The sequence below is a fragment of the Virgibacillus subterraneus genome, assembly GCF_900110695.1.
Lineage (GTDB): Bacteria > Bacillota > Bacilli > Bacillales > Amphibacillaceae > Lentibacillus > Lentibacillus subterraneus.
In genome coordinates, this window is the sequence record NZ_FOEH01000005.1 from 144,698 (window position 1) to 162,012 (window position 17,315).

The 17,315-nt window shown below is 38.8% G+C and carries 19 protein-coding genes and 2 other annotated features; of the genes, 9 read left to right on the top strand and 10 right to left on the bottom strand.

Going from position 1 to position 17,315, the window contains the following annotated elements; genetic code table 11:
- The first annotated feature begins 153 nt into the window (after positions 1 to 153).
- The 5 genes from BMY13_RS14640 (at position 154) to BMY13_RS14660 (ending at position 3,852) form a co-directional block, all read left to right on the top strand.
- Positions 154 to 528: a GntR family transcriptional regulator gene (locus BMY13_RS14640; protein ID WP_092494097.1), complete on the top strand. Its 375-nt coding sequence runs from the start codon at positions 154 to 156 to the stop codon at positions 526 to 528.
- A 12-nt stretch (positions 529 to 540) separates the two neighbouring features.
- Positions 541 to 1,230 carry an ABC transporter ATP-binding protein gene (locus tag BMY13_RS14645; RefSeq protein WP_092505469.1) on the top strand — a complete coding sequence of 230 codons (690 nt, stop codon included), beginning with the start codon at positions 541 to 543 and terminating at the stop codon, positions 1,228 to 1,230.
- Positions 1,227 to 2,057: a hypothetical protein gene (locus BMY13_RS14650; RefSeq protein WP_092505471.1), complete on the top strand. Its 831-nt coding sequence runs from the start codon at positions 1,227 to 1,229 to the stop codon at positions 2,055 to 2,057. The genes BMY13_RS14645 and BMY13_RS14650 overlap by 4 nt, the downstream gene beginning before the upstream one ends.
- 13 nt (positions 2,058 to 2,070) lie before the next feature.
- Positions 2,071 to 3,321 (top strand): hypothetical protein, encoded by a 1,251-nt coding sequence (locus BMY13_RS14655; protein ID WP_092505473.1) that lies wholly within the window; start codon positions 2,071 to 2,073, stop codon positions 3,319 to 3,321.
- 75 nt (positions 3,322 to 3,396) lie between these two features.
- Positions 3,397 to 3,852 (top strand): ASCH domain-containing protein, encoded by a 456-nt coding sequence (locus tag BMY13_RS14660; protein ID WP_092505475.1) that lies wholly within the window; start codon positions 3,397 to 3,399, stop codon positions 3,850 to 3,852.
- Between the two features lie 25 nt (positions 3,853 to 3,877).
- Here BMY13_RS14660 and BMY13_RS14665 read toward each other — a convergent pair whose 3' ends face one another.
- Positions 3,878 to 4,078: a YbbN family protein gene (locus BMY13_RS14665; RefSeq protein WP_092494102.1), complete on the bottom strand. Its 201-nt coding sequence runs from the start codon at positions 4,076 to 4,078 to the stop codon at positions 3,878 to 3,880.
- 227 nt (positions 4,079 to 4,305) lie between these two features.
- Positions 4,306 to 4,857, bottom strand: a complete 552-nt coding sequence (locus tag BMY13_RS14670; protein ID WP_092505477.1) for a CotY/CotZ family spore coat protein — start codon at positions 4,855 to 4,857, stop codon at positions 4,306 to 4,308.
- A gap of 443 nt (positions 4,858 to 5,300) precedes the next feature.
- On the opposite strand from BMY13_RS14670, the gene BMY13_RS14675 reads away from it, so the two are divergent.
- From BMY13_RS14675 to BMY13_RS14685, 3 genes are all read left to right on the top strand, one after another.
- Complete coding sequence (locus BMY13_RS14675) at positions 5,301 to 6,317, top strand: S66 family peptidase (RefSeq protein WP_092505479.1); 1,017 nt, start codon at positions 5,301 to 5,303, stop codon at positions 6,315 to 6,317.
- A 69-nt stretch (positions 6,318 to 6,386) separates the two neighbouring features.
- Positions 6,387 to 7,247 carry an AraC family transcriptional regulator gene (locus BMY13_RS14680; protein ID WP_245736117.1) on the top strand — a complete coding sequence of 287 codons (861 nt, stop codon included), beginning with the start codon at positions 6,387 to 6,389 and terminating at the stop codon, positions 7,245 to 7,247.
- A 590-nt stretch (positions 7,248 to 7,837) separates the two neighbouring features.
- On the top strand, positions 7,838 to 8,044 hold the full coding sequence (locus BMY13_RS14685) for an SHOCT domain-containing protein (protein ID WP_092505481.1): 207 nt from the start codon (positions 7,838 to 7,840) through the stop codon (positions 8,042 to 8,044).
- 59 nt (positions 8,045 to 8,103) lie between these two features.
- Here the strand turns inward: BMY13_RS14685 and trpA are convergent, their stop codons facing one another.
- The 8 genes from trpA to BMY13_RS14720 all read right to left on the bottom strand — a co-directional run bounded on the left by trpA (position 8,104) and on the right by BMY13_RS14720 (position 16,547).
- Positions 8,104 to 8,877 carry a tryptophan synthase subunit alpha gene (gene trpA, locus BMY13_RS14690; RefSeq protein WP_092494106.1) on the bottom strand — a complete coding sequence of 258 codons (774 nt, stop codon included), beginning with the start codon at positions 8,875 to 8,877 and terminating at the stop codon, positions 8,104 to 8,106.
- On the bottom strand, positions 8,870 to 10,075 hold the full coding sequence (gene trpB / locus BMY13_RS14695) for a tryptophan synthase subunit beta (RefSeq protein WP_092494247.1): 1,206 nt from the start codon (positions 10,073 to 10,075) through the stop codon (positions 8,870 to 8,872). The genes trpA and trpB overlap by 8 nt, the downstream gene beginning before the upstream one ends.
- A gap of 5 nt (positions 10,076 to 10,080) precedes the next feature.
- Complete coding sequence (locus tag BMY13_RS19555; RefSeq protein WP_175476823.1) at positions 10,081 to 10,674, bottom strand: phosphoribosylanthranilate isomerase; 594 nt, start codon at positions 10,672 to 10,674, stop codon at positions 10,081 to 10,083.
- Complete coding sequence (gene trpC / locus BMY13_RS19560) at positions 10,664 to 11,464, bottom strand: indole-3-glycerol phosphate synthase TrpC (RefSeq protein WP_175476824.1); 801 nt, start codon at positions 11,462 to 11,464, stop codon at positions 10,664 to 10,666. The genes BMY13_RS19555 and trpC overlap by 11 nt, the downstream gene beginning before the upstream one ends.
- Before the next feature lies 1 nt (position 11,465).
- The gene (gene trpD, locus BMY13_RS14705) at positions 11,466 to 12,491 is read right to left on the bottom strand and encodes an anthranilate phosphoribosyltransferase (RefSeq protein WP_092505483.1); all 1,026 of its coding nucleotides are present in this window, start codon (positions 12,489 to 12,491) and stop codon (positions 11,466 to 11,468) included.
- The gene (locus BMY13_RS14710) at positions 12,475 to 13,074 is read right to left on the bottom strand and encodes an anthranilate synthase component II (protein WP_092494108.1); all 600 of its coding nucleotides are present in this window, start codon (positions 13,072 to 13,074) and stop codon (positions 12,475 to 12,477) included. The genes trpD and BMY13_RS14710 overlap by 17 nt, the downstream gene beginning before the upstream one ends.
- Complete coding sequence (gene trpE / locus BMY13_RS14715; RefSeq protein WP_092505485.1) at positions 13,058 to 14,464, bottom strand: anthranilate synthase component I; 1,407 nt, start codon at positions 14,462 to 14,464, stop codon at positions 13,058 to 13,060. Before trpE ends, BMY13_RS14710 begins: the two co-directional genes overlap by 17 nt.
- Positions 14,465 to 14,532: 68 nt before the next feature.
- Positions 14,533 to 14,776, bottom strand: a binding site (T-box leader).
- A gap of 38 nt (positions 14,777 to 14,814) precedes the next feature.
- Positions 14,815 to 15,064, bottom strand: a binding site (T-box leader).
- 172 nt (positions 15,065 to 15,236) lie between these two features.
- A complete protein-coding gene (locus BMY13_RS14720) occupies positions 15,237 to 16,547 on the bottom strand; it encodes a DUF2254 domain-containing protein (RefSeq protein WP_092505487.1) in 1,311 nt (436 codons plus the stop codon).
- Between the two features lie 324 nt (positions 16,548 to 16,871).
- On the opposite strand from BMY13_RS14720, the gene BMY13_RS14725 reads away from it, so the two are divergent.
- Positions 16,872 to 17,054, top strand: coding sequence for a DUF2188 domain-containing protein (locus BMY13_RS14725; protein ID WP_245736118.1), 183 nt, complete (start codon positions 16,872 to 16,874; stop codon positions 17,052 to 17,054).
- Positions 17,055 to 17,315 lie beyond the last annotated feature (261 nt).

Consider the following 17,315-nt stretch of genomic DNA (forward strand, 5'->3'; position numbering starts at 1 on the left):
ACATGTTGACAACCTAACTGTATTAACCGTATAATACATTCATGGTCGTATTAACTGCTTAATACAGGGATTTTTTGACTTTGGTGTATTAATCAGTTAATACACGAAATTAAAAGAGAAGCTACACATCTGAGGTAAATAGGAGCTGTGTTTATGCAAATAGACTTAAACAATCGTGATCCGGTCTATATTCAAGTAATCCGTTATTTTAAGGAACAAATTGCTACTGGAATGTTTGAGCCGGGGCAGGAGATTCCTTCAAGGAGAGAATTAGCCAACAAGATAAAAATAAATCCGAATACGGCGCAGCGAGCGTATAAGGAAATGGAGGAGCAGGGATTGATTTATACAGAACGAAATTTGCCTAGCCGCATAACGAAGGATGAACAGATTCTTGGTGCGGTTAGAGAAGAACTTATTGTCGAAGCGGTGGAATCCTTCGTTACCTCTATCCGTTCAATTAATGTTCCGGTTGATGAAGTATTGGATTTGGTGAAAGAACAGTATACCAAAGAAAGCAAAGAGTAGGAGGGTTATAAAATGATTGAAGTAAAGGATATTAAGAAAAAATTTGGTCGTAAAAAAGTTTTGGACGGCGTATCTTTCACTGCTAATAAAGGTGAAATCACATGTCTTATTGGTATCAATGGAGTTGGTAAAACGACCATACTAAACGCGATTATGGCCTTAACACCACTAAACAAAGGTGAGATTTTAATTAATGGAGAAAAATTAAATAAACATAGCTTTGAAAAAGTCACCTTCATCCCAGATGCCATTACAATGTTGCCGCAAATGACGATTGCAGACGCAATGCAATTTATGCAGGATTTTTATAAGACTTGGAATCAGGAGCGTGCAACGGAATTACTTGGTTTTTTTAGGTTAGAGGAAACGGAGAAAATCGCAAGCTTGTCCAAAGGGAACACAGCAAAAATAAACCTGCTGCTTGGGTTGGCACTTGATGTTGATTTTCTTTTAATGGATGAACCATTCTCTGGGATTGATATTTTCAGCCGTGAACAGATTGCCGAAGTCTTTACAAGTCATTTAGTGGAAGGCAGAGGCGTTATTATCACAACCCATGAAGTACATGATATAGAACATTTAATCGACAAAGTTGTGTTACTTGATAATGGCGTTGTACTAAAGGAATTTAACAGTGAAGAAGTTCGGGAAAATGAAGGAAAGTCGGTAGTTGATGTAATGAGAGAGGTGTATCACAAATGAATCGTTATTTAAAATTAGTTAACTTTGAATTAGGACGCTTTATAAAAGTATATCTTGTGTTGATTGTCATAACAATTATTGTACAAGTTACGGGCATAATCGTTAAGGCGAATGAGTATTTAGCACAAGCAGATAAAGCTATATATGAAGATTTAATGCCTCAATCACAATTTATTGAACAATATGGTCAAATGTCATTTTTGAACTTCGCCCGTAGCTTATGGTTTATGGGACCGATTGCGTTATGTGCTGCGGCACTAGCCTTTTATATCTTTCTTATTTGGTATCGTGACTGGTTTGGTAAAAATACATTTATATATCGCTTGCTAATGCTGCCAACTGCGCGAATCAATGTATTCTTTGCAAAGGCTACTTCTATTTTTTTAATGGTACTCGGACTTGTTTCGGTTCAACTTATACTCCTGCCGTTGGAAAGTACTATTTTGAAGTGGGTTGTTCCAACAGACTTTAGGGTTGATTTGGCGTTAAGTGAAATAATTAAATTTGATTACCTGGCAATACTTGTTCCGCAAAGTTTTATTGAGTTTATTTTATATTATGGTGCTGGATTCATGGTGGTTTCTGTATTATTCACTGCTATTTTGTTCGAGCGAAGCTACAAGTGGAAAGGAATCCTTATGGGAATCGGATATACTCTGCTTTCTATCGTGATATTTGCAATGCCTGTACTGTTGATGATCGTGTTTAATCAGGATTACTTGTATCCACTTGAAATGCTTGCCGTGGAAACATTTTTGGGGATAGTTGTACTTGCTGCTTCTATCTGGATGAGCGACTTCTTATTGAAGAAAAAAGTAACAGTTTGAGAGGAGTAATAGGATGAAACGCTATTGGAAATTAATTGCTATCACATCAATTGTTGTGTTCACCGTTGGCACATTTTATATAAATTCTGCTTTATCGGCTAACAGCTATCCGGAGATTGTGTTTGAAAAAGTTAGCGGAAATGAAGAAGAATTAGATTCTGTAATCATTAATGGCAACTACCGTATAGGTCGTTATGGAACAGGTGAAAGTGTTCAGGCTACTGCAGAGGGGTCAACTTATCGGGGAGAACTATCATTTTTTGAGCGGATGCAGGGTATGTATAGTCCTGAAATGAGCCAATTACAAGATAAGTACCGTAATTTCATGCGCGGGAAAAATGGAGTTGTATCTTCATACTATAATACGAAGGATACACTTGCATATGTGGATATTATTAATCAGAGATTAGGCAACTCACCAAGCGAAATGGAGTTTGATATTGAGGTGCTGAATAAAGAAAGTAATGAAACAATATCATTTAATGTACCGGTGCCAAACCGTGCTATGTATATGAACGTTCACGTTGAAGATGTACAAATGATTGGTGGAGAATTGAAGGTAGTTACACAAAACAATCTTAAACAAACAGGTGGAGGTTTTGGTAATAATGAATTGCATTTGTATAGTTTCAATCTCTCCAAGAAAAATATTAATGGAGAAGAGAAGTTTGCAGCAGTTGAACAGAATAATAACAACAATATGCGTAAACATATAGGCTCGATTCGGGACTCCGATGCATTAAGTGCCCACAAGAACATTGTCTTTTCTATAAACAAGGAAAATATAGGGCAGAAACCTGAAGGAAATATGGCTGGTGAAGTTAAAGAGGCTGATAATGGCAACCAGCAATACTTCGCATATAACCTGGAAACTGGGGAAAAGAAAGCACTGGATTTTCCGAAAAAACATCAAGATAAAGAAGTTATGGTATATGATGGCTCTATATTGTATCTAATGGGCGAGAGTGAGGATGGACGTGAGTTTGCTCTATATAATACCGAATCCAAAAGTATGGAAGATGTATTTGTAATTCCTTCGCAAAGTACAGAAAGTATTAAATTTGGAGTGCAGTCGAACGTAGAAATTTCAGACGGAAAAATGTATGTATTAAATACAACACATAACGATGAGAATGATGCACCCTCTACTATCATGGTAATCGACGCAAAATCAGGTGATATATTATATGAGGGAAAAATTACAACAAAGGAACCCACCGATAAAGAATATAGGTTGGCAGTTTATGGGATGGAAATTAAGTAACTTGCTTAAGAGAGTCTGCTTCTGTACACAGTGGCAGGCTTATTCTTTTACTATATCATAAGGAAGGTGATACAGATGGACGCAAATATAATGTGGAACAACTATCTACAGACATTAGATGAACGAAATCGAGAAAATAAGTCATATACCGCATGGCCATTTGGCAGTGGCCCCGAAATGGCAAAAGAGTTAGCGGGTTTGGTGAAGTCCGGTGAGAAAACAGCGACATGCTCATTGCATCTATTTTATGAAATAGATGATGAGCCACTCCCAAAGGTTGGCGACTTCAATGTGATAACTGACTGGGAAGGTAATGCCGAGGCTCTGACGGAAACGATAGATGTAAAGGTACTGCCGTTTAATGAAGTAGATGCAACATTTGCTTTTAAGGAAGGGGAAGGAGACAAAAGCCTTTCCTATTGGAGAAATGCGCATATTGACTTTTTCATGAATGAACTTGCTGAACTCGATAAAAAATTTAACGAAGATATGTTAGTTGTATGTGAAGAATTCAGGGTCGTATACAAATAACTAACGTGGCCGGATATGTTCATTCTTATCCAATTAAATTTTTGTATATCTTATTAATTTTTTGATTAAAAAGGTCCATATGTACGATTCGTGCTTCGCGAACATATTCCTGACCTTCTACAAATACTAATATAACCGGTACTGTAAAAATGGTAAAAGATCCTGCAATTTCCTGTACTTCGTCTGCATTAACATGACCAAGTTTAACGGCTGGGTAATCTTCCATCTCTGATCCTTAATAATTTGGTTGTCAATTGAAATGTAGTTCTTAAAAAGTTTGCACTGTAAATTCTCCTGAAAAGAAAAAGCATGAAATCGTTGATTCATCCTCTAGTGAACAAAAAGCATGCAGGCGAAATGGAGTAAATAATATGCCCCTAGCCATACCGAGCTTGGGGCATAAAAGGATAAAAATAGCCTAAAATCATAGTATGATTTTAGTTTCAATAGAAATTAAGGGGCAGGTACAGGTGTTATGGGGTCCAAACATGTGATGGCACAGAAGCAGTCAAGATCTACTGTTATACAGACTCCAGAAGCACGCAGGTTACGAGCAGCGCCAACACCTTCCCCCCGGAAGAATTCACATACGGTATCTCCGCCACTAACTGGGTTGCTACCAGGGTTAACAACCTCTAATAATTCTAGCTTCACACAGCATTCTTCATCGTCCACAAATTTCTTAGCGCGTAAGATAGGTGATTCTACACAATCAAAGTCAAAGCCGCTATCCCTTGGTTCTTGGGTTACGCCAGTTCCAATGAAAGGTTTACAGTCCCCTTTACAGTAAAGAATAAATGGAACCGTAGTAAAGCCATTTCCATTTCCGGTAGTTGGTGATAGCAATCGATCAATTGAACGTTCACAGCTGGTACTGCAACAACCGTCACCGTTATTAGCTACCTCATCTTGCGCAGCAATGATGTCACTTATCACGTCACAAACACAATTTTCAAAACCATCACCATTACTTACCCCTCCGACACTTCCTCTGTTACAACTCATAAAAAAATCTCTCCCTGTTATTAGATTTGTTTGGTGCACTATTAAGCTATGTGAGGGATTCCATATTGGCTGTTTACTAGTCTATTTCTATTAAAAATGAGCAACTTGTCTAGGGTATTAGCAGTAATATGCGGTTGTATTAGGGTATATGCCGATACAACTTTAACTGTAGAAAATATAATTTAGTATAAATCGATACAAGTCTTGTAATAGATTTTAACCCATGAATTATTATAGAAAACCGCACATTCTAATGGAATGTGCGGTTTTTGTGCCTTTCCGGTTTTTTTAATAATCTTTAACTATATCCACTAAAGAATCGTTTCATTCACAGCATATCCCGATTTCCAATTCGGATACAAAGGTTATTTTGTGAGATAGCTGTATATTAGGCCTTAATGTGATATGATAACGAATAATATTTTATGAGAGGTGGCTGAATCATGATTGAGTATCCATTGCTAAAAAAGAATGCGACCATTGGTGTAACTGCACCTTCCTCAGGTGTTGAGCCTGAACTGCATGATATGTTTAAGCAGGCTTGTACCCGAATGAAAGAAAAAGGCTATCAGGTTGAATGTGGGAAAACTGTCTGGACGCAAATAAAGGGGAAGTCTGCATCTGCTGAAAAACGTGCTGCTGAGTTTAATAAAATGATTCAGGATGAAAATATCGATATGATTATCCCGCCTTGGGGTGGAGAATTACTAATGGAGATCCTTAGCAAGTTAGATTTTACCTCCATTCCTGCCAAGTGGATTTTAGGGTACTCTGATACGAGTGTTCTTCTCCTATCTATTACATTGAAAACAGGAATTGCTACAGCGCATGGTACTAATCTGGTAGATTTGCGCGGTGATTACTCGGACAAGACCACTGCCATGTGGGAGAACGTTCTGTCAGCGGAAGATGGTGATTCCATAATTCAGTATTCTTCAGAAAAATTTCAAAAAGAGTGGGATCATGAGAATCCTTCTCCACATGTCTTTCACTTAACGGAAGAAACGGTATGGAAAACGGTTAGTGATGAAGATGTTTCGGTTAAAGGACGATTGCTTGGTGGATGTATTGATGTAATAAGGCATCTTATTGGCACACCATATGGTAATGTTCGAGATTTTCAAAAGAATACAATCAGTGGTGAACCAATCTTATGGTATTTTGAGAATTGTGATATGCCGACAACTGATTTAAAGCGAACGCTGATTCAAATGAAGCTTGCTGGATGGTTTGATAACTGCACAGGTATCATGTTTGGACGAAGCAGTGCAAACCATCCAGTTGAGGGTTATCAGGTACAAGATGTTTATCGGGAGCTTGAGTCAGAATTGGACGTTCCAATTATTTACGATATTGATTGTGGCCATGTCCCGCCACAAATGACATTTGTTAATGGTGCGTATGCAAAAGTAAAGGTTGACAATGGAAATGGTCGTGTAGAGCAGTGGTTACTGTCCTAAAATAGCATAGAATAACAGGATATGAGAACACGAGAATGCTAAGGTTGAATTAGGAAAGGAGGGGCGCACGTGGAAGGACTTCAACGTATGGTCGCAAGTATTAATTATATTGAAAATAACCTGGAAGCGGAATTGCATATTGAACATGTTGCTGCAGTTGCTTGTATGTCGAAGTTTCATTTTCAGCGAATGTTCCATATGTTAACGGGAGTAAATGTTGCAGAATATATTCGTAAACGCAGGCTAACGATGGCTGCACAAGAACTAATACATTCGGAGAGAAGAGTTATTGACGTTGCATTTAAATACGGATATGAAACGCCAGAGTCATTTTCAAAGGCATTTCGTAAAATACACGGAATAAGTCCATCTGCCGTTCGTAATCAAAATAAACAATTGAAGGCTTTCCCGCGTCTCTCATTTCAAATTCAATTAAAAGGTGATGAGGAAATGGATTACAGGATCGTGGAAAAGGAAGATTTTAGTATTGTTGGCAAGGGTATTCGTACGACAACAATTAATGGGGAAAACCTTCGCAGAATTCCAGCTTTTTGGGATGAGATTAATGGTAATGGTGTGTCAGATAAGCTGGAGAATAGTTATGGTGCAAAGGTCATCTACGGTGCATGCATGGAATTTGACAAAGTACAGGAAAAATTAACCTATTTTATTGGGGTTGAGTCTGGTTGGAAGTCATCCTTCGATTTGGAAGAAAAAGTAATACCTGCGTCAACCTGGGCAGTTTTTCCGGTTATCGGTCCGATTCCTGATGCAATTCAAAAAGTCTGGGAGCGTATTTTTGCTGAATGGTTTCCAGCAACTGGGTATGAACATGCGGGTGGTCCAGAACTGGAGGTCTACCCTACTGACGGAGATGTAACTGCTGAGGATCATCATTGTGAAATCTGGATTCCGATTGTGAAAAAATAATACGTTAAGTCTAGCGGGTTCAGCTTTAGGGTAGAAAAAAATCATACTATCTAGGAGTAAAAACTCATAAGTTTGTGACTTAACTGGTAGGATTTTTCAATAAGAAGATGAAGTATTGCCACTCGGATCGGCCAAACAATCGAAGTGAATCCTCGTTCCGCTAAATAGCAGAAAAGGTGCTCTCGGAAGGGTGAGACGGATCCTCGTTCCGTTAAAAGCAGAAAATCAGCCTATTTTGAGGAAGGAAATGACAAATAGCGGAACGAGGATCCGACCCCAAGCTTAAAACAGGGGTTTTCAAGGAAATAACGGAATGAGGATCCGCCAAATCAGTAAATCGGATCCTCATTCCGTTAAAAAATGGGTTATTCAATAATGAGGGAGAAATGTATGTTAATTATTATGTGATTTCAAATGTTATTAGCATTTGTCTCTCCCGAAACTGAACCCGTTACGGTAAGTCATGTATTTTGGCAGTTAAGAAAGTATACTGCATAAGTGCAACTAAGTCTTATCTATATCGATAAGCCAAGTTTTCTAATCATGCTTAAAACCTACAAATCAGGAAATAGTAACAGTGAGGTGATATCATGCTGTTATCTATACTAACAGAGGGTTACATCAGATTTGGTTTATCCATCATTGTTGCGATTATTCTTATTGTTATTTTAATTCGCTTCAGGGCTAAAAAGAACCCTGCTAAAAGTTCTCTTGATATCCTTAAAGAACGTCACAGCAAGGGTGAAATAACAAAAGAAGAATATGATGAGGCACGAAAACAGCAGAAAAATGAATAAAATTTGGTTCCTGCCACGCTTCGGTTTAAAATCTTTGGGCCGAGGCGTGACAGGTTTATTTATCTGCTTTCCAGCAGCAGTTCTCTAATTTCATCCGATTTTCCTTGATTAAACAGGTCGACAATTTTACTTCCAATGACAACACCGTCACAAGCAGCAGCCAATTCGTGTGCTTTTTCAGAGCTGGAGACACCAAATCCAGCTAGCACCGGACTTTCTGTTGATTTCTTCAGCTTCTGTAAATAGGTTTTTACTTTGCTGTCATGTGTTGTTCTTGCTCCTGTAGTTCCAGTAACAGAAACAGCATAGAGAAATCCTTCCGTACGTTGCGTGATTTTTTCAATTCTTTCCTGAGGACTTGTCATAGCAACCAGGCGAATACATGAAATAGAATGTTTCTTTAAATAATCTATTATGATTGCTTCTTCTTCTAACGGCAGATCTGGAATAATAACACCGTTAACACCAGCACTTGCACAATCTTTAGCGAAATTTTCAACACCATAGGCATAGATAGGGTTCAAATAAGTCATGAGAATAACAGGAATTGATCGTCTTTCACGAAAGCGTTGCAGGGTTTCCAGGACGCTAGTAAGCGTTGTTCCATTTTCAAGTGCTCGATTTCCGGCATCCTGAATAGTAGGCCCATCTGCTACCGGGTCTGAGAAGGGAATCCCAAGTTCAACAGCTGCTGCACCACATTCCTGCAGAAAATCCAATCGATCTTCCAATATATCCAGACCACCATCGCCAGCCATTATATATGGAATTAATATATTTTCGCCTGCTTCCTGTTTTTCTTTTAGAGCTAAGTCTAAGTTTTGGTTACTCATTTGGATTACCTCCTAGTACATCTTTTGCTGATTCAACATCCTTGTCGCCACGACCGGATAAACAAATAACAATCGACTCTGATGCTTCCATCTCTTTTGCAAGTTTCATGGCAAATGCAACAGCGTGGGCGCTTTCCAAAGCAGGGATGATCCCTTCTGTTTGGGAAAGGAACTTAAATGCGTCAATAGCTTCCTGGTCCGTAATGGATGTATAGGTCACTCGGTCTGATGAGTGGAGGTGGCTGTGTTCTGGACCAACTCCAGGGTAATCAAGTCCGGCAGATATCGAATGTGCTTCTTCTATTTGACCATGTTCGTCCTGTAGCAAGTGGGACATAGTTCCGTGTAATATACCAATACTGCCTGCAGTCAGTGTTGCAGCATGTTTGTTTGTTTCAATCCCGCTTCCACCTGCTTCAACCCCATACATCTTGACACTTTCATCCTGGATAAATGGATAGAACATGCCCATTGCATTGCTGCCACCACCGACACAGGCAATAACTGCATCAGGTAGAGTGCCTGTTTCCGCATGGTACTGTTGCTTTGTTTCCTCGCCGATAACAGCCTGGAAATCACGGACGATTTTTGGAAAAGGATGCGGCCCTACGACGGAACCGATAATATAGTGCGTATCTTCAACATGACTTACCCAATAGCGTAATGCTTCATTAACAGCATCTTTTAGTGTTCCGCTTCCCTGTGATACACTTTCGACTTTAGCTCCGAGCAATTCCATCCGGAAGACATTCAGTTTTTGCCGCTTAATGTCTTCTGCACCCATGAATACAACACATTCAAGGCCGAGGAGTGCGCAAACTGTAGCGGTAGCAACACCATGCTGGCCGGCACCGGTTTCGGCGACAACTTTCTTTTTTCCCATTCGAAGGGTCAATAACGCTTGACCGACGGTGTTATTAATTTTATGTGCGCCTGTATGGTTGAGGTCTTCGCGTTTCAGATAAATAGAAGGTCCGCCTAATTTATTGGATAAATTTTTGGCATGATAAAGCGGCGTTTCACGTCCTACGTAATTTTTTGAATAGTAATCTAGTTCTTTTAAAAAAGCAGGGTCCTTTATTGCTTCTTCATAGGACTCTTCCAATTCGAGAAGTGCTGGCATTAATAACTCGGGAACAAATCTCCCGCCGTAATTGCCGTATCTTCCTTTTTCATCTGGCATTGTATATGTTGTCATTGTTTTCATCCTTTCGCATTCCTGATAAATTGGTTTATTTTGGCTAAATCCTTCTGTCCATCAGTTTCAACTCCGCTTGATACGTCTACTCCTGCAGGGTTTGCAGTTGTAATTGCTGGCTGCACATTTTCAGGAGTAAGTCCACCTGCTAAAATAATTTTCGATAGGTTCAGGTCTTTTAATAGATTCCAGTCAAATGTTTTTCCGTTACCGCCACGGTTTGGCCCTTTTGGACTGTCAACCAGATAATAATCACTTGGATATAATTGCATTGCATTTTTTTGTTCCGTGATCATCGGGAACGCTTTAATTACTGTATATGGGAGCTTTGCAGCAAACTCAGCTGACTCATCACCATGAAGCTGTATAACATCTAACCCTACGTGCTCGGCAGTCTTTAAAATATTTCTTTCCGACTCGTTTACAAATACACCAACTTTTTTAACAGAAGAAGGGATAGCAGCACTAATCTGTGCAGCCTTTTCTGGTGTGATTTGCCGTTTACTTGATGCGAAAACAAATCCGATAAAATCAGCACCAGAGTTAACAGCCTCTTTGGCAGCTTCTGCAGTTTTTATACCACAAATTTTAACGAGCATTTGGTATACCTCCTTTTGTTATGGGGATTTTCAATTCGTTGAAAAGCGCTGCTATGTTATTGGAACGCATTAATGTTTCACCGACGAGTATGCCGTTTATATCCTCTTTGCCGACTTGAATGACATCATCGCGGGATTTAATACCACTTTCACTAATCAGAATTGTATCTGGATTTTTGACCATGGATGCCAGTTGCTCTGTAGCGGACAAATCAACCTCAAAGGTTTTTAAATTTCGATTATTAATCCCAATAATCGTTGCCCCAAGTTCGATTGCTTTCGTCATTTCGTTCTCATCATGAACTTCACAAAGCACCTCAAGCCCTTGATGTGTTGCATATTTAAATAGTTCATGAAGCTTATTATCTGAGAGTGCAGCGACGATTAAGAGAATTATAGAAGCACCTGCAGCTTTTGCATGGTCAATTTGAATCGGATCAATCATAAAGTCTTTACAAAGAATAGGAATATCGACAGCCTCGCGAACGTTTCGTAAATCTTCCATCGAACCGTTGAAAAATGTTTTATCGGTCAGGACAGAAATCGCGCCAGCACCACATGATTCATATAATTTTGCTTGTTTAACTGGATCAACCGCCATATCAATTTCACCTTTTGATGGGGAAGAGCGTTTAATTTCAGCGATAACATTCATTTTCTGTGTGTTATGAAAGGTATGTTCAATTTTCTTAATCGATTTGGCAGCATCTGAAAAATTAGGTAATGGCTGTTTTTTCAGCAACTCAACTTCTACTTCCTTTTGGCGAACAATTTTATCTAAAATAGTCATATTACATCGCCTCATTTGAAACTTTATTACTGTATTCCACTAGTCGTTGCAGTTTTTCTAATGCTGCTCCACTATCGATACTTTCCTTAGCTTTCGTAATACCTTCTTGAATGGATGATGCAGCACCATTTGCGAATATTCCAAGCCCTGCATTCAAAAGTATCGTATCGTAATAGGGACCTTCCTTTCCTTGTAAAACCTGCAGTAAAATCTTTGCGTTATCCTTTGCGTCTCCGCCAAGGATTTGCTGGTTATCATAGACAGGCAAGTTGACTTCAGATGGGTGCAGTGTAAATGAAGTGATTTTTCCCTGATCCAGTAATGTGATATGGTTCTCACCAGCAAGTGAAGCTTCATCCATATGTCCAGCACCGTTTATCACAAGTGCGCGCTTTCTGCCTAATTTGTGTAGCGTTTCAGCAAGCATAGGCAGCATATCGCGACGATAAACGCCTAAAAGCTGTGAGTCTAAATCGACAGGATTTGTTAGTGGCCCAATTAGATTAAAAATTGTTGGTATTCGTAAATCCTTGCGTACTTTCATGAATCGCTTCATTCCCTGATGAACGTGTGGAGCGAATAAAAAAGCGATGTTGTTATCGTGCAGCATTTCCTCTACATGTTGTTTTGAAAAGGATAACGAAACACCCAAATGTTCCAGTACGTCTGCGCTTCCTGTTTTACTTGTAATACTGCGGTTACCATGCTTGGCGATTGTCACACCAGCACCGGCAATCACAAACGCTGCGGTCGTACTAATGTTGAAGCTGTATGAGCGATCACCACCTGTACCGCAATTATCCATTACATTTGGAAGGATATTTGTGGTTTGGTTTGACTCGGAACGAACAACTTCAACAAGACCAGCGATTTCCTCTGGTGTTTCCCCTTTAGCTCTTAATGCTGTTAAGAACGAAGCGAGTTCACTTTCACTAACTTCATTTGAGAAACAGTATGCTGTGGCATCTTTCATTTCCTCCAGATTAAGGTTTTCTTTATTCAATAATTTTTCAAGATAGTTTTTCATGACGAAACTCCTTTCCGATTATTTCTAAAAAGTTTTGAATCATCTTCATACCAGTTAATGTGCCGATTGATTCAGGGTGAAACTGTATGCCATAGACTGGGTACTGTCTGTGTTTAATTGCCATGATTTCGTTGTCCTCTAAAGACTTGGCAACGACCTCCAATTCGTCTGGTAATGTTTGTTGGTTGATTACCAGCGAATGGTAACGCATTACTTCAAGCGGCTGTGTCAAATAATTAAACAATCCGTCGCCATTATGTGTAATTAAGGATGTTTTGCCATGTTTGATTGTGTTTGCCTGTTTAATTGCAGCACCTAAAGCATGTGCGATTACTTGATGCCCTAAGCAAATACCCAGAATCGGTGTGTTTTTATGAAATTCTTTTACAACCTCTGTACAGATTCCAGCATGTTCTGGTACTCCGGGGCCAGGGGATATAATGATAACTTCCGGATTCATTTCAGAAATTTCTTCAATGGTAATCTGATCATTCCGACAAACTTTTACTTCGGCACCTTGGCTGGCAAAGTAATGAAAAATGTTATAGGTAAATGAATCATAGTTATCAATTAGTAAAATCATAATTCGTCACCTCCATTAATGATCTTGCTTTATGCAATGTTTCGTTGTACTCGGTCTCAGGATCTGAGTCATAAACAATACCAGCACCGGCCTGCAGGTAGGCGTAATTATTTTTTACAACAAGTGATCGGATGGTTAGGGCAATGTTCATGTCATAATTAAAGCTGATGTAACCAACACCGCCTGCATATACACCACGCTTTAAAGCTTCTAAGTCATTAATAATCTGCATCGCCCGGATTTTTGGTGCTCCGGAAACTGTTCCAGCAGGCAAGCAGGATATCAAAGCATCAATACTCGAAAAACGGGAAGTTAATTTACCGTGTACTTCAGATACCATGTGCATAACGTGCTGATACTTTTCTACCGTCATGTAAGTTGGAACAGAAATACTATTAATTTCACAAACTCGGCCAAGATCATTGCGGCTTAAATCAACTAGCATCCGATGTTCGGAAATTTCTTTTTCGTCAGCAAGAAGTTCCTTGGTCAGTTCCTTGTCTTGATCCTTCGTTTTGCCGCGAGGACGCGTTCCCGCGATTGGGTTTGTAATAATATCCTGACCAGTTGTTTCAATAAGACTTTCCGGCGATGCTCCCAAAACGACATAATCGTCAAAGTCGATGTAGAACATGTAAGGGGATGGGTTAGTCTTTCTTAACTTTCGGTAAAACGAAAACGGATCACCATGTATGGTAGCTTTCATTCGTTGTGATAAGACAACTTGAAAGATATCACCCTGGTTTATATGTTCTTTAGCAATTTCAACGTTACGCATAAATGTTTCCTTATCCATTTCAGGTTCGAATGTAATCTCTCCCTCAGTCGTTGGATCTGTTGTTTGATTTGATAATAATGCTTTTTTTAGTTCCTCTAGACGTTTATCTAATACAGATTCAGACTGCTGTTCAAGATTAGTGGCGACTAAGTAAACTGATTCATCGTTGTGATCAAAAATAATAACATTCTTATAAAGCATTAAATGAATATCTGGCATTTCAATAGCATCAGGTAAATCATCGCCAATGTTTTCATAGGACCGGATTGAATCATATCCGATGTAACCTACAGCACCTCCGAAAAATGGAAACGGCAGATCTACATCCATTTTGGGCAACTGTTGTTTTAAAACAGATAAAGGATTTTCTGTTTGTTGTTCCTTTTTTTCATGCCCATGATTGAAAATAGATGTTTCGTTTCCTTCTCCAATGATTTCCTTGTAAGGATCTGTACCAATAAAGGAATACTTACCTTTCTCCTCATGTTGGAATGAACTCTCTAATAGAAATTTCTTGGTGCCATGAAGGTTTTTGTATATTCCAATTGGGGTTAATGTGTCGGCGTTTTGTTTAATAAACTTATAATCGAGTGTTTGTGTTTTTGTTTCCATTCGTAAAACTCCTTTCCAGTTTCTATGAAATAAAAAAATCCCCTGCAAAACACATATGGAATGTGCTTGCAGAGGACGATTGTGACCGCGGTGCCACCTCTATTGGAGAGTCTGAAAAGTCTCTCCATCTTTTTCGGATACGGGAAAAACTTAATATCCTATCCGTGTAACGGCGGAGCTCCGTGTTTCCCTACTGCCATTCAGGAAACCTCTCGTAAGTCCATTCGGCTATTATTCACGTACCGGTATCTCACCACCACCGGTTCTCTTGAACGCTGCAAAAAGCTTACTCCTCTTACTCGACGATTTATTATATGTAGTTTTTTTGAATACAAAAAGGTCCCCCATCCGAAAAGGACGAGGAACCGTGGTACCACCTTTATTAGCTAAAAAATCAGCTCTCTTTGGCAATATCAAGTAATGAATTACTTAATATTTGTCTCGTATAACGATGAGACATGGTCGCCAAAGCCTACTGAATTACAAGTTTCGGTTTGGAAGCTCAGAAGTCCATTCATCTATACGCGCACACTGACTTACACCACCCGTCAGCTCTCTAAAGTGTTCATACAGATTACTAATCTTCGTCATTGCTAAATCGATTTAAATTGTTGTTAATAATCATAGGGTAGTTTATTAATAATGTCAAGGTATTTTTAAAAATTTGGCTATTTATTTAGTAGAATTAATTGAGACTGATTTCCGACTTCAGTAGAACCGCTTGGAATTAGGCTTTTGTCCTTCAACTTATGGTAGTCGGTTGGTTCTTTTTCTATTCCCAATCCAATTCTTCTCCTGAAAGACGAGCAAATTTTTCTACTATATCTTTAAGGTGTTGATAGTCCAATGACGGAAGATTCTCTATATCTACAGCTTCCAAAATGTATTTATTGAAATGCAATACTTCTTTTTGTATAGACGCCTCACTAACAAGAGCAATCTTATATAACGCATCTATAATGCTATATACAACCGAAATGTCATCTTTTCCGTAATGCTTAATTTGGTAAAAACTTTTATATAAATAGTCTCGGAATTTCTTTTGCTGCATGATCATTCGTAAATCTCCATCTGAATCGGAATAAAAGGTGACAGGACGGTAGTTTCCGGCTAATTCCGTAAGCAATCCACTAATGCGGTGAATACAGTTAATTGCCGTGTTCGGGTCATTCATACTGGTCGAAAGTGCTTTTACAGCAATCTCCACTAACTTTTCTATCGAAAATCCAATATCCTGAAGATCCGTACGTTCGTTGCCGATTACCAAAAAACGGTCGTGTTCGGCTAATTTATCGTTTCTGTTCCCTAAAGACCAAAAATAAAAAACCGACATTCCTTTAGGTACATAATCACCGACTTGAAAAGTTGCCTCTAACACCATGTCATTGTTAGTAGCCCAGTTAATAAGATAATTATAATTTACTTGTTGAATGTAGCCCGAACGCCTGGCATTAATCGTTTGTCTATCTTTTTCTCTTATGTCTTCAATCTGGGAATGGTCCCAATGCTGATGTTCTCCATACGTTCTCTCTGAAAAGGTTTCTTTAATTAATTCCGATGTTTTGTTACGTATGACGCCAATAAGGAAGTTCACTTGCGCCCAACGTGCCGAAAAATGGATAAATAAAATAAAAAAGCCAAGCGAAATAATCATAATAATAACGGTGAAAAAGGGGCTAAACAAATCTTTTTGGTTTGTCTCTGTTAATAACCATAAATTAATAAGTACAAAAATAAATCCAAACGTGTAAACACCTAACACGTGTTGTGTGATTTTGCTTTGCATAAAGTCCTGAAGTGCTCGAGGCGAAAACTGGGATGAATACGTCGTTAACATCACCATAATCGTCGAAAAACTTATCGTTGTCATAGTCAGTATAGCTGTGATTAAAGCAGAATAAAGCTGCTTGGCTATACTTTGACCCGTAAGTAAAATGTTCGGAATGCTGCTGGATACTTTAGGGACTAACCAAACATCCAAGGCTGTTATTACAGCTGCTGCAATTATTGAACATAACCCATATACAATGGGAAGAAACCAGAAACTATCGCGAGAGATCGTCCACAATTTGGTTTGGTTCATTCCAACCCTCTTTTCTAAACAATAATCACCACATACCCTGATTAAGCATTAACAAAACTTAAGACAAATCTAAAACAAATAATGATCTTATTGAAATATACCCCTTTTCACATGAGGTGTTCCATGTTTTAACAAAATGGCCCGTTCGTATTGAGAAACACCTTTATTGTCACTGATTGCCTTGCTTCTTTTCAACGAGAAAATGCTTCCTGTCCGATGTTTCAAACACATATTGACAGGGAGTGCACAAAGTATGACGTCATATGAAAGCTTATAGTGTAGCATCAAACCTGGAAGTAACAGCTTGGATTGTGAAGCTGGAGGATGATTCCCCCCGCAGGTGAATTTGAGGCAAAAGATGATGCCATTGCGAATGCCAGAGAATTATCCAAAGAAAATACTTCAAGTGAACTTTCAATTTTTGACAACGAGCATAATGTTATCAAGAAGGACGATTTTAAGATCAATCTGACTAGTGTCGGCTGTTACAACACAAAGGCTGATTAATTAGCTAGCAGAATTCGGGATGATAACCGAATTCTGTATTGAGTGAAAAGGATGAATTAAGCACTAAGCCGTTGAGAATGGGGTTGTATGTCTGGATCTTGAACGTGATTATTCTCTGATGAAGTTAGAAGCTTAGAGTAATCGTATAACCCCCAAAAAATAGTCTGTTCTAAGTATTTGAGTGAAAACGTAAACTTATTCAAACAACTACCTGATTGGAAAAAGCAACAATCTTGTGGAGGACTTCGAAATCAACCTTGA

Excerpts from the sequence above, each read along its gene's own strand:
- BMY13_RS14640 (WP_092494097.1), top strand. The coding sequence starts at position 154 with ATGCAAATAGACTTAAACAATCGTGATCCGGTCTATATTCAAGTAATC.
- BMY13_RS14645 (WP_092505469.1), top strand. The coding sequence starts at position 541 with ATGATTGAAGTAAAGGATATTAAGAAAAAATTTGGTCGTAAAAAAGTT.
- BMY13_RS14650 (WP_092505471.1), top strand. The coding sequence starts at position 1,227 with ATGAATCGTTATTTAAAATTAGTTAACTTTGAATTAGGACGCTTTATA.
- BMY13_RS14655 (WP_092505473.1), top strand. The coding sequence starts at position 2,071 with ATGAAACGCTATTGGAAATTAATTGCTATCACATCAATTGTTGTGTTC.
- BMY13_RS14660 (WP_092505475.1), top strand. The coding sequence starts at position 3,397 with ATGGACGCAAATATAATGTGGAACAACTATCTACAGACATTAGATGAA.
- BMY13_RS14665 (WP_092494102.1), bottom strand. The coding sequence starts at position 4,078 with ATGGAAGATTACCCAGCCGTTAAACTTGGTCATGTTAATGCAGACGAA.
- BMY13_RS14670 (WP_092505477.1), bottom strand. The coding sequence starts at position 4,857 with ATGAGTTGTAACAGAGGAAGTGTCGGAGGGGTAAGTAATGGTGATGGT.
- BMY13_RS14675 (WP_092505479.1), top strand. The coding sequence starts at position 5,301 with ATGATTGAGTATCCATTGCTAAAAAAGAATGCGACCATTGGTGTAACT.
- BMY13_RS14685 (WP_092505481.1), top strand. The coding sequence starts at position 7,838 with ATGCTGTTATCTATACTAACAGAGGGTTACATCAGATTTGGTTTATCC.
- trpA (WP_092494106.1), bottom strand. The coding sequence starts at position 8,877 with ATGAGTAACCAAAACTTAGACTTAGCTCTAAAAGAAAAACAGGAAGCA.
- trpB (WP_092494247.1), bottom strand. The coding sequence starts at position 10,075 with ATGACAACATATACAATGCCAGATGAAAAAGGAAGATACGGCAATTAC.
- BMY13_RS19555 (WP_175476823.1), bottom strand. The coding sequence starts at position 10,674 with ATGCTCGTTAAAATTTGTGGTATAAAAACTGCAGAAGCTGCCAAAGAG.
- trpC (WP_175476824.1), bottom strand. The coding sequence starts at position 11,464 with ATGACTATTTTAGATAAAATTGTTCGCCAAAAGGAAGTAGAAGTTGAG.
- trpD (WP_092505483.1), bottom strand. The coding sequence starts at position 12,491 with ATGAAAAACTATCTTGAAAAATTATTGAATAAAGAAAACCTTAATCTG.
- BMY13_RS14710 (WP_092494108.1), bottom strand. The coding sequence starts at position 13,074 with ATGATTTTACTAATTGATAACTATGATTCATTTACCTATAACATTTTT.
- trpE (WP_092505485.1), bottom strand. The coding sequence starts at position 14,464 with ATGGAAACAAAAACACAAACACTCGATTATAAGTTTATTAAACAAAAC.
- BMY13_RS14720 (WP_092505487.1), bottom strand. The coding sequence starts at position 16,547 with ATGAACCAAACCAAATTGTGGACGATCTCTCGCGATAGTTTCTGGTTT.
- BMY13_RS14725 (WP_245736118.1), top strand. The coding sequence starts at position 16,872 with ATGATTCCCCCCGCAGGTGAATTTGAGGCAAAAGATGATGCCATTGCG.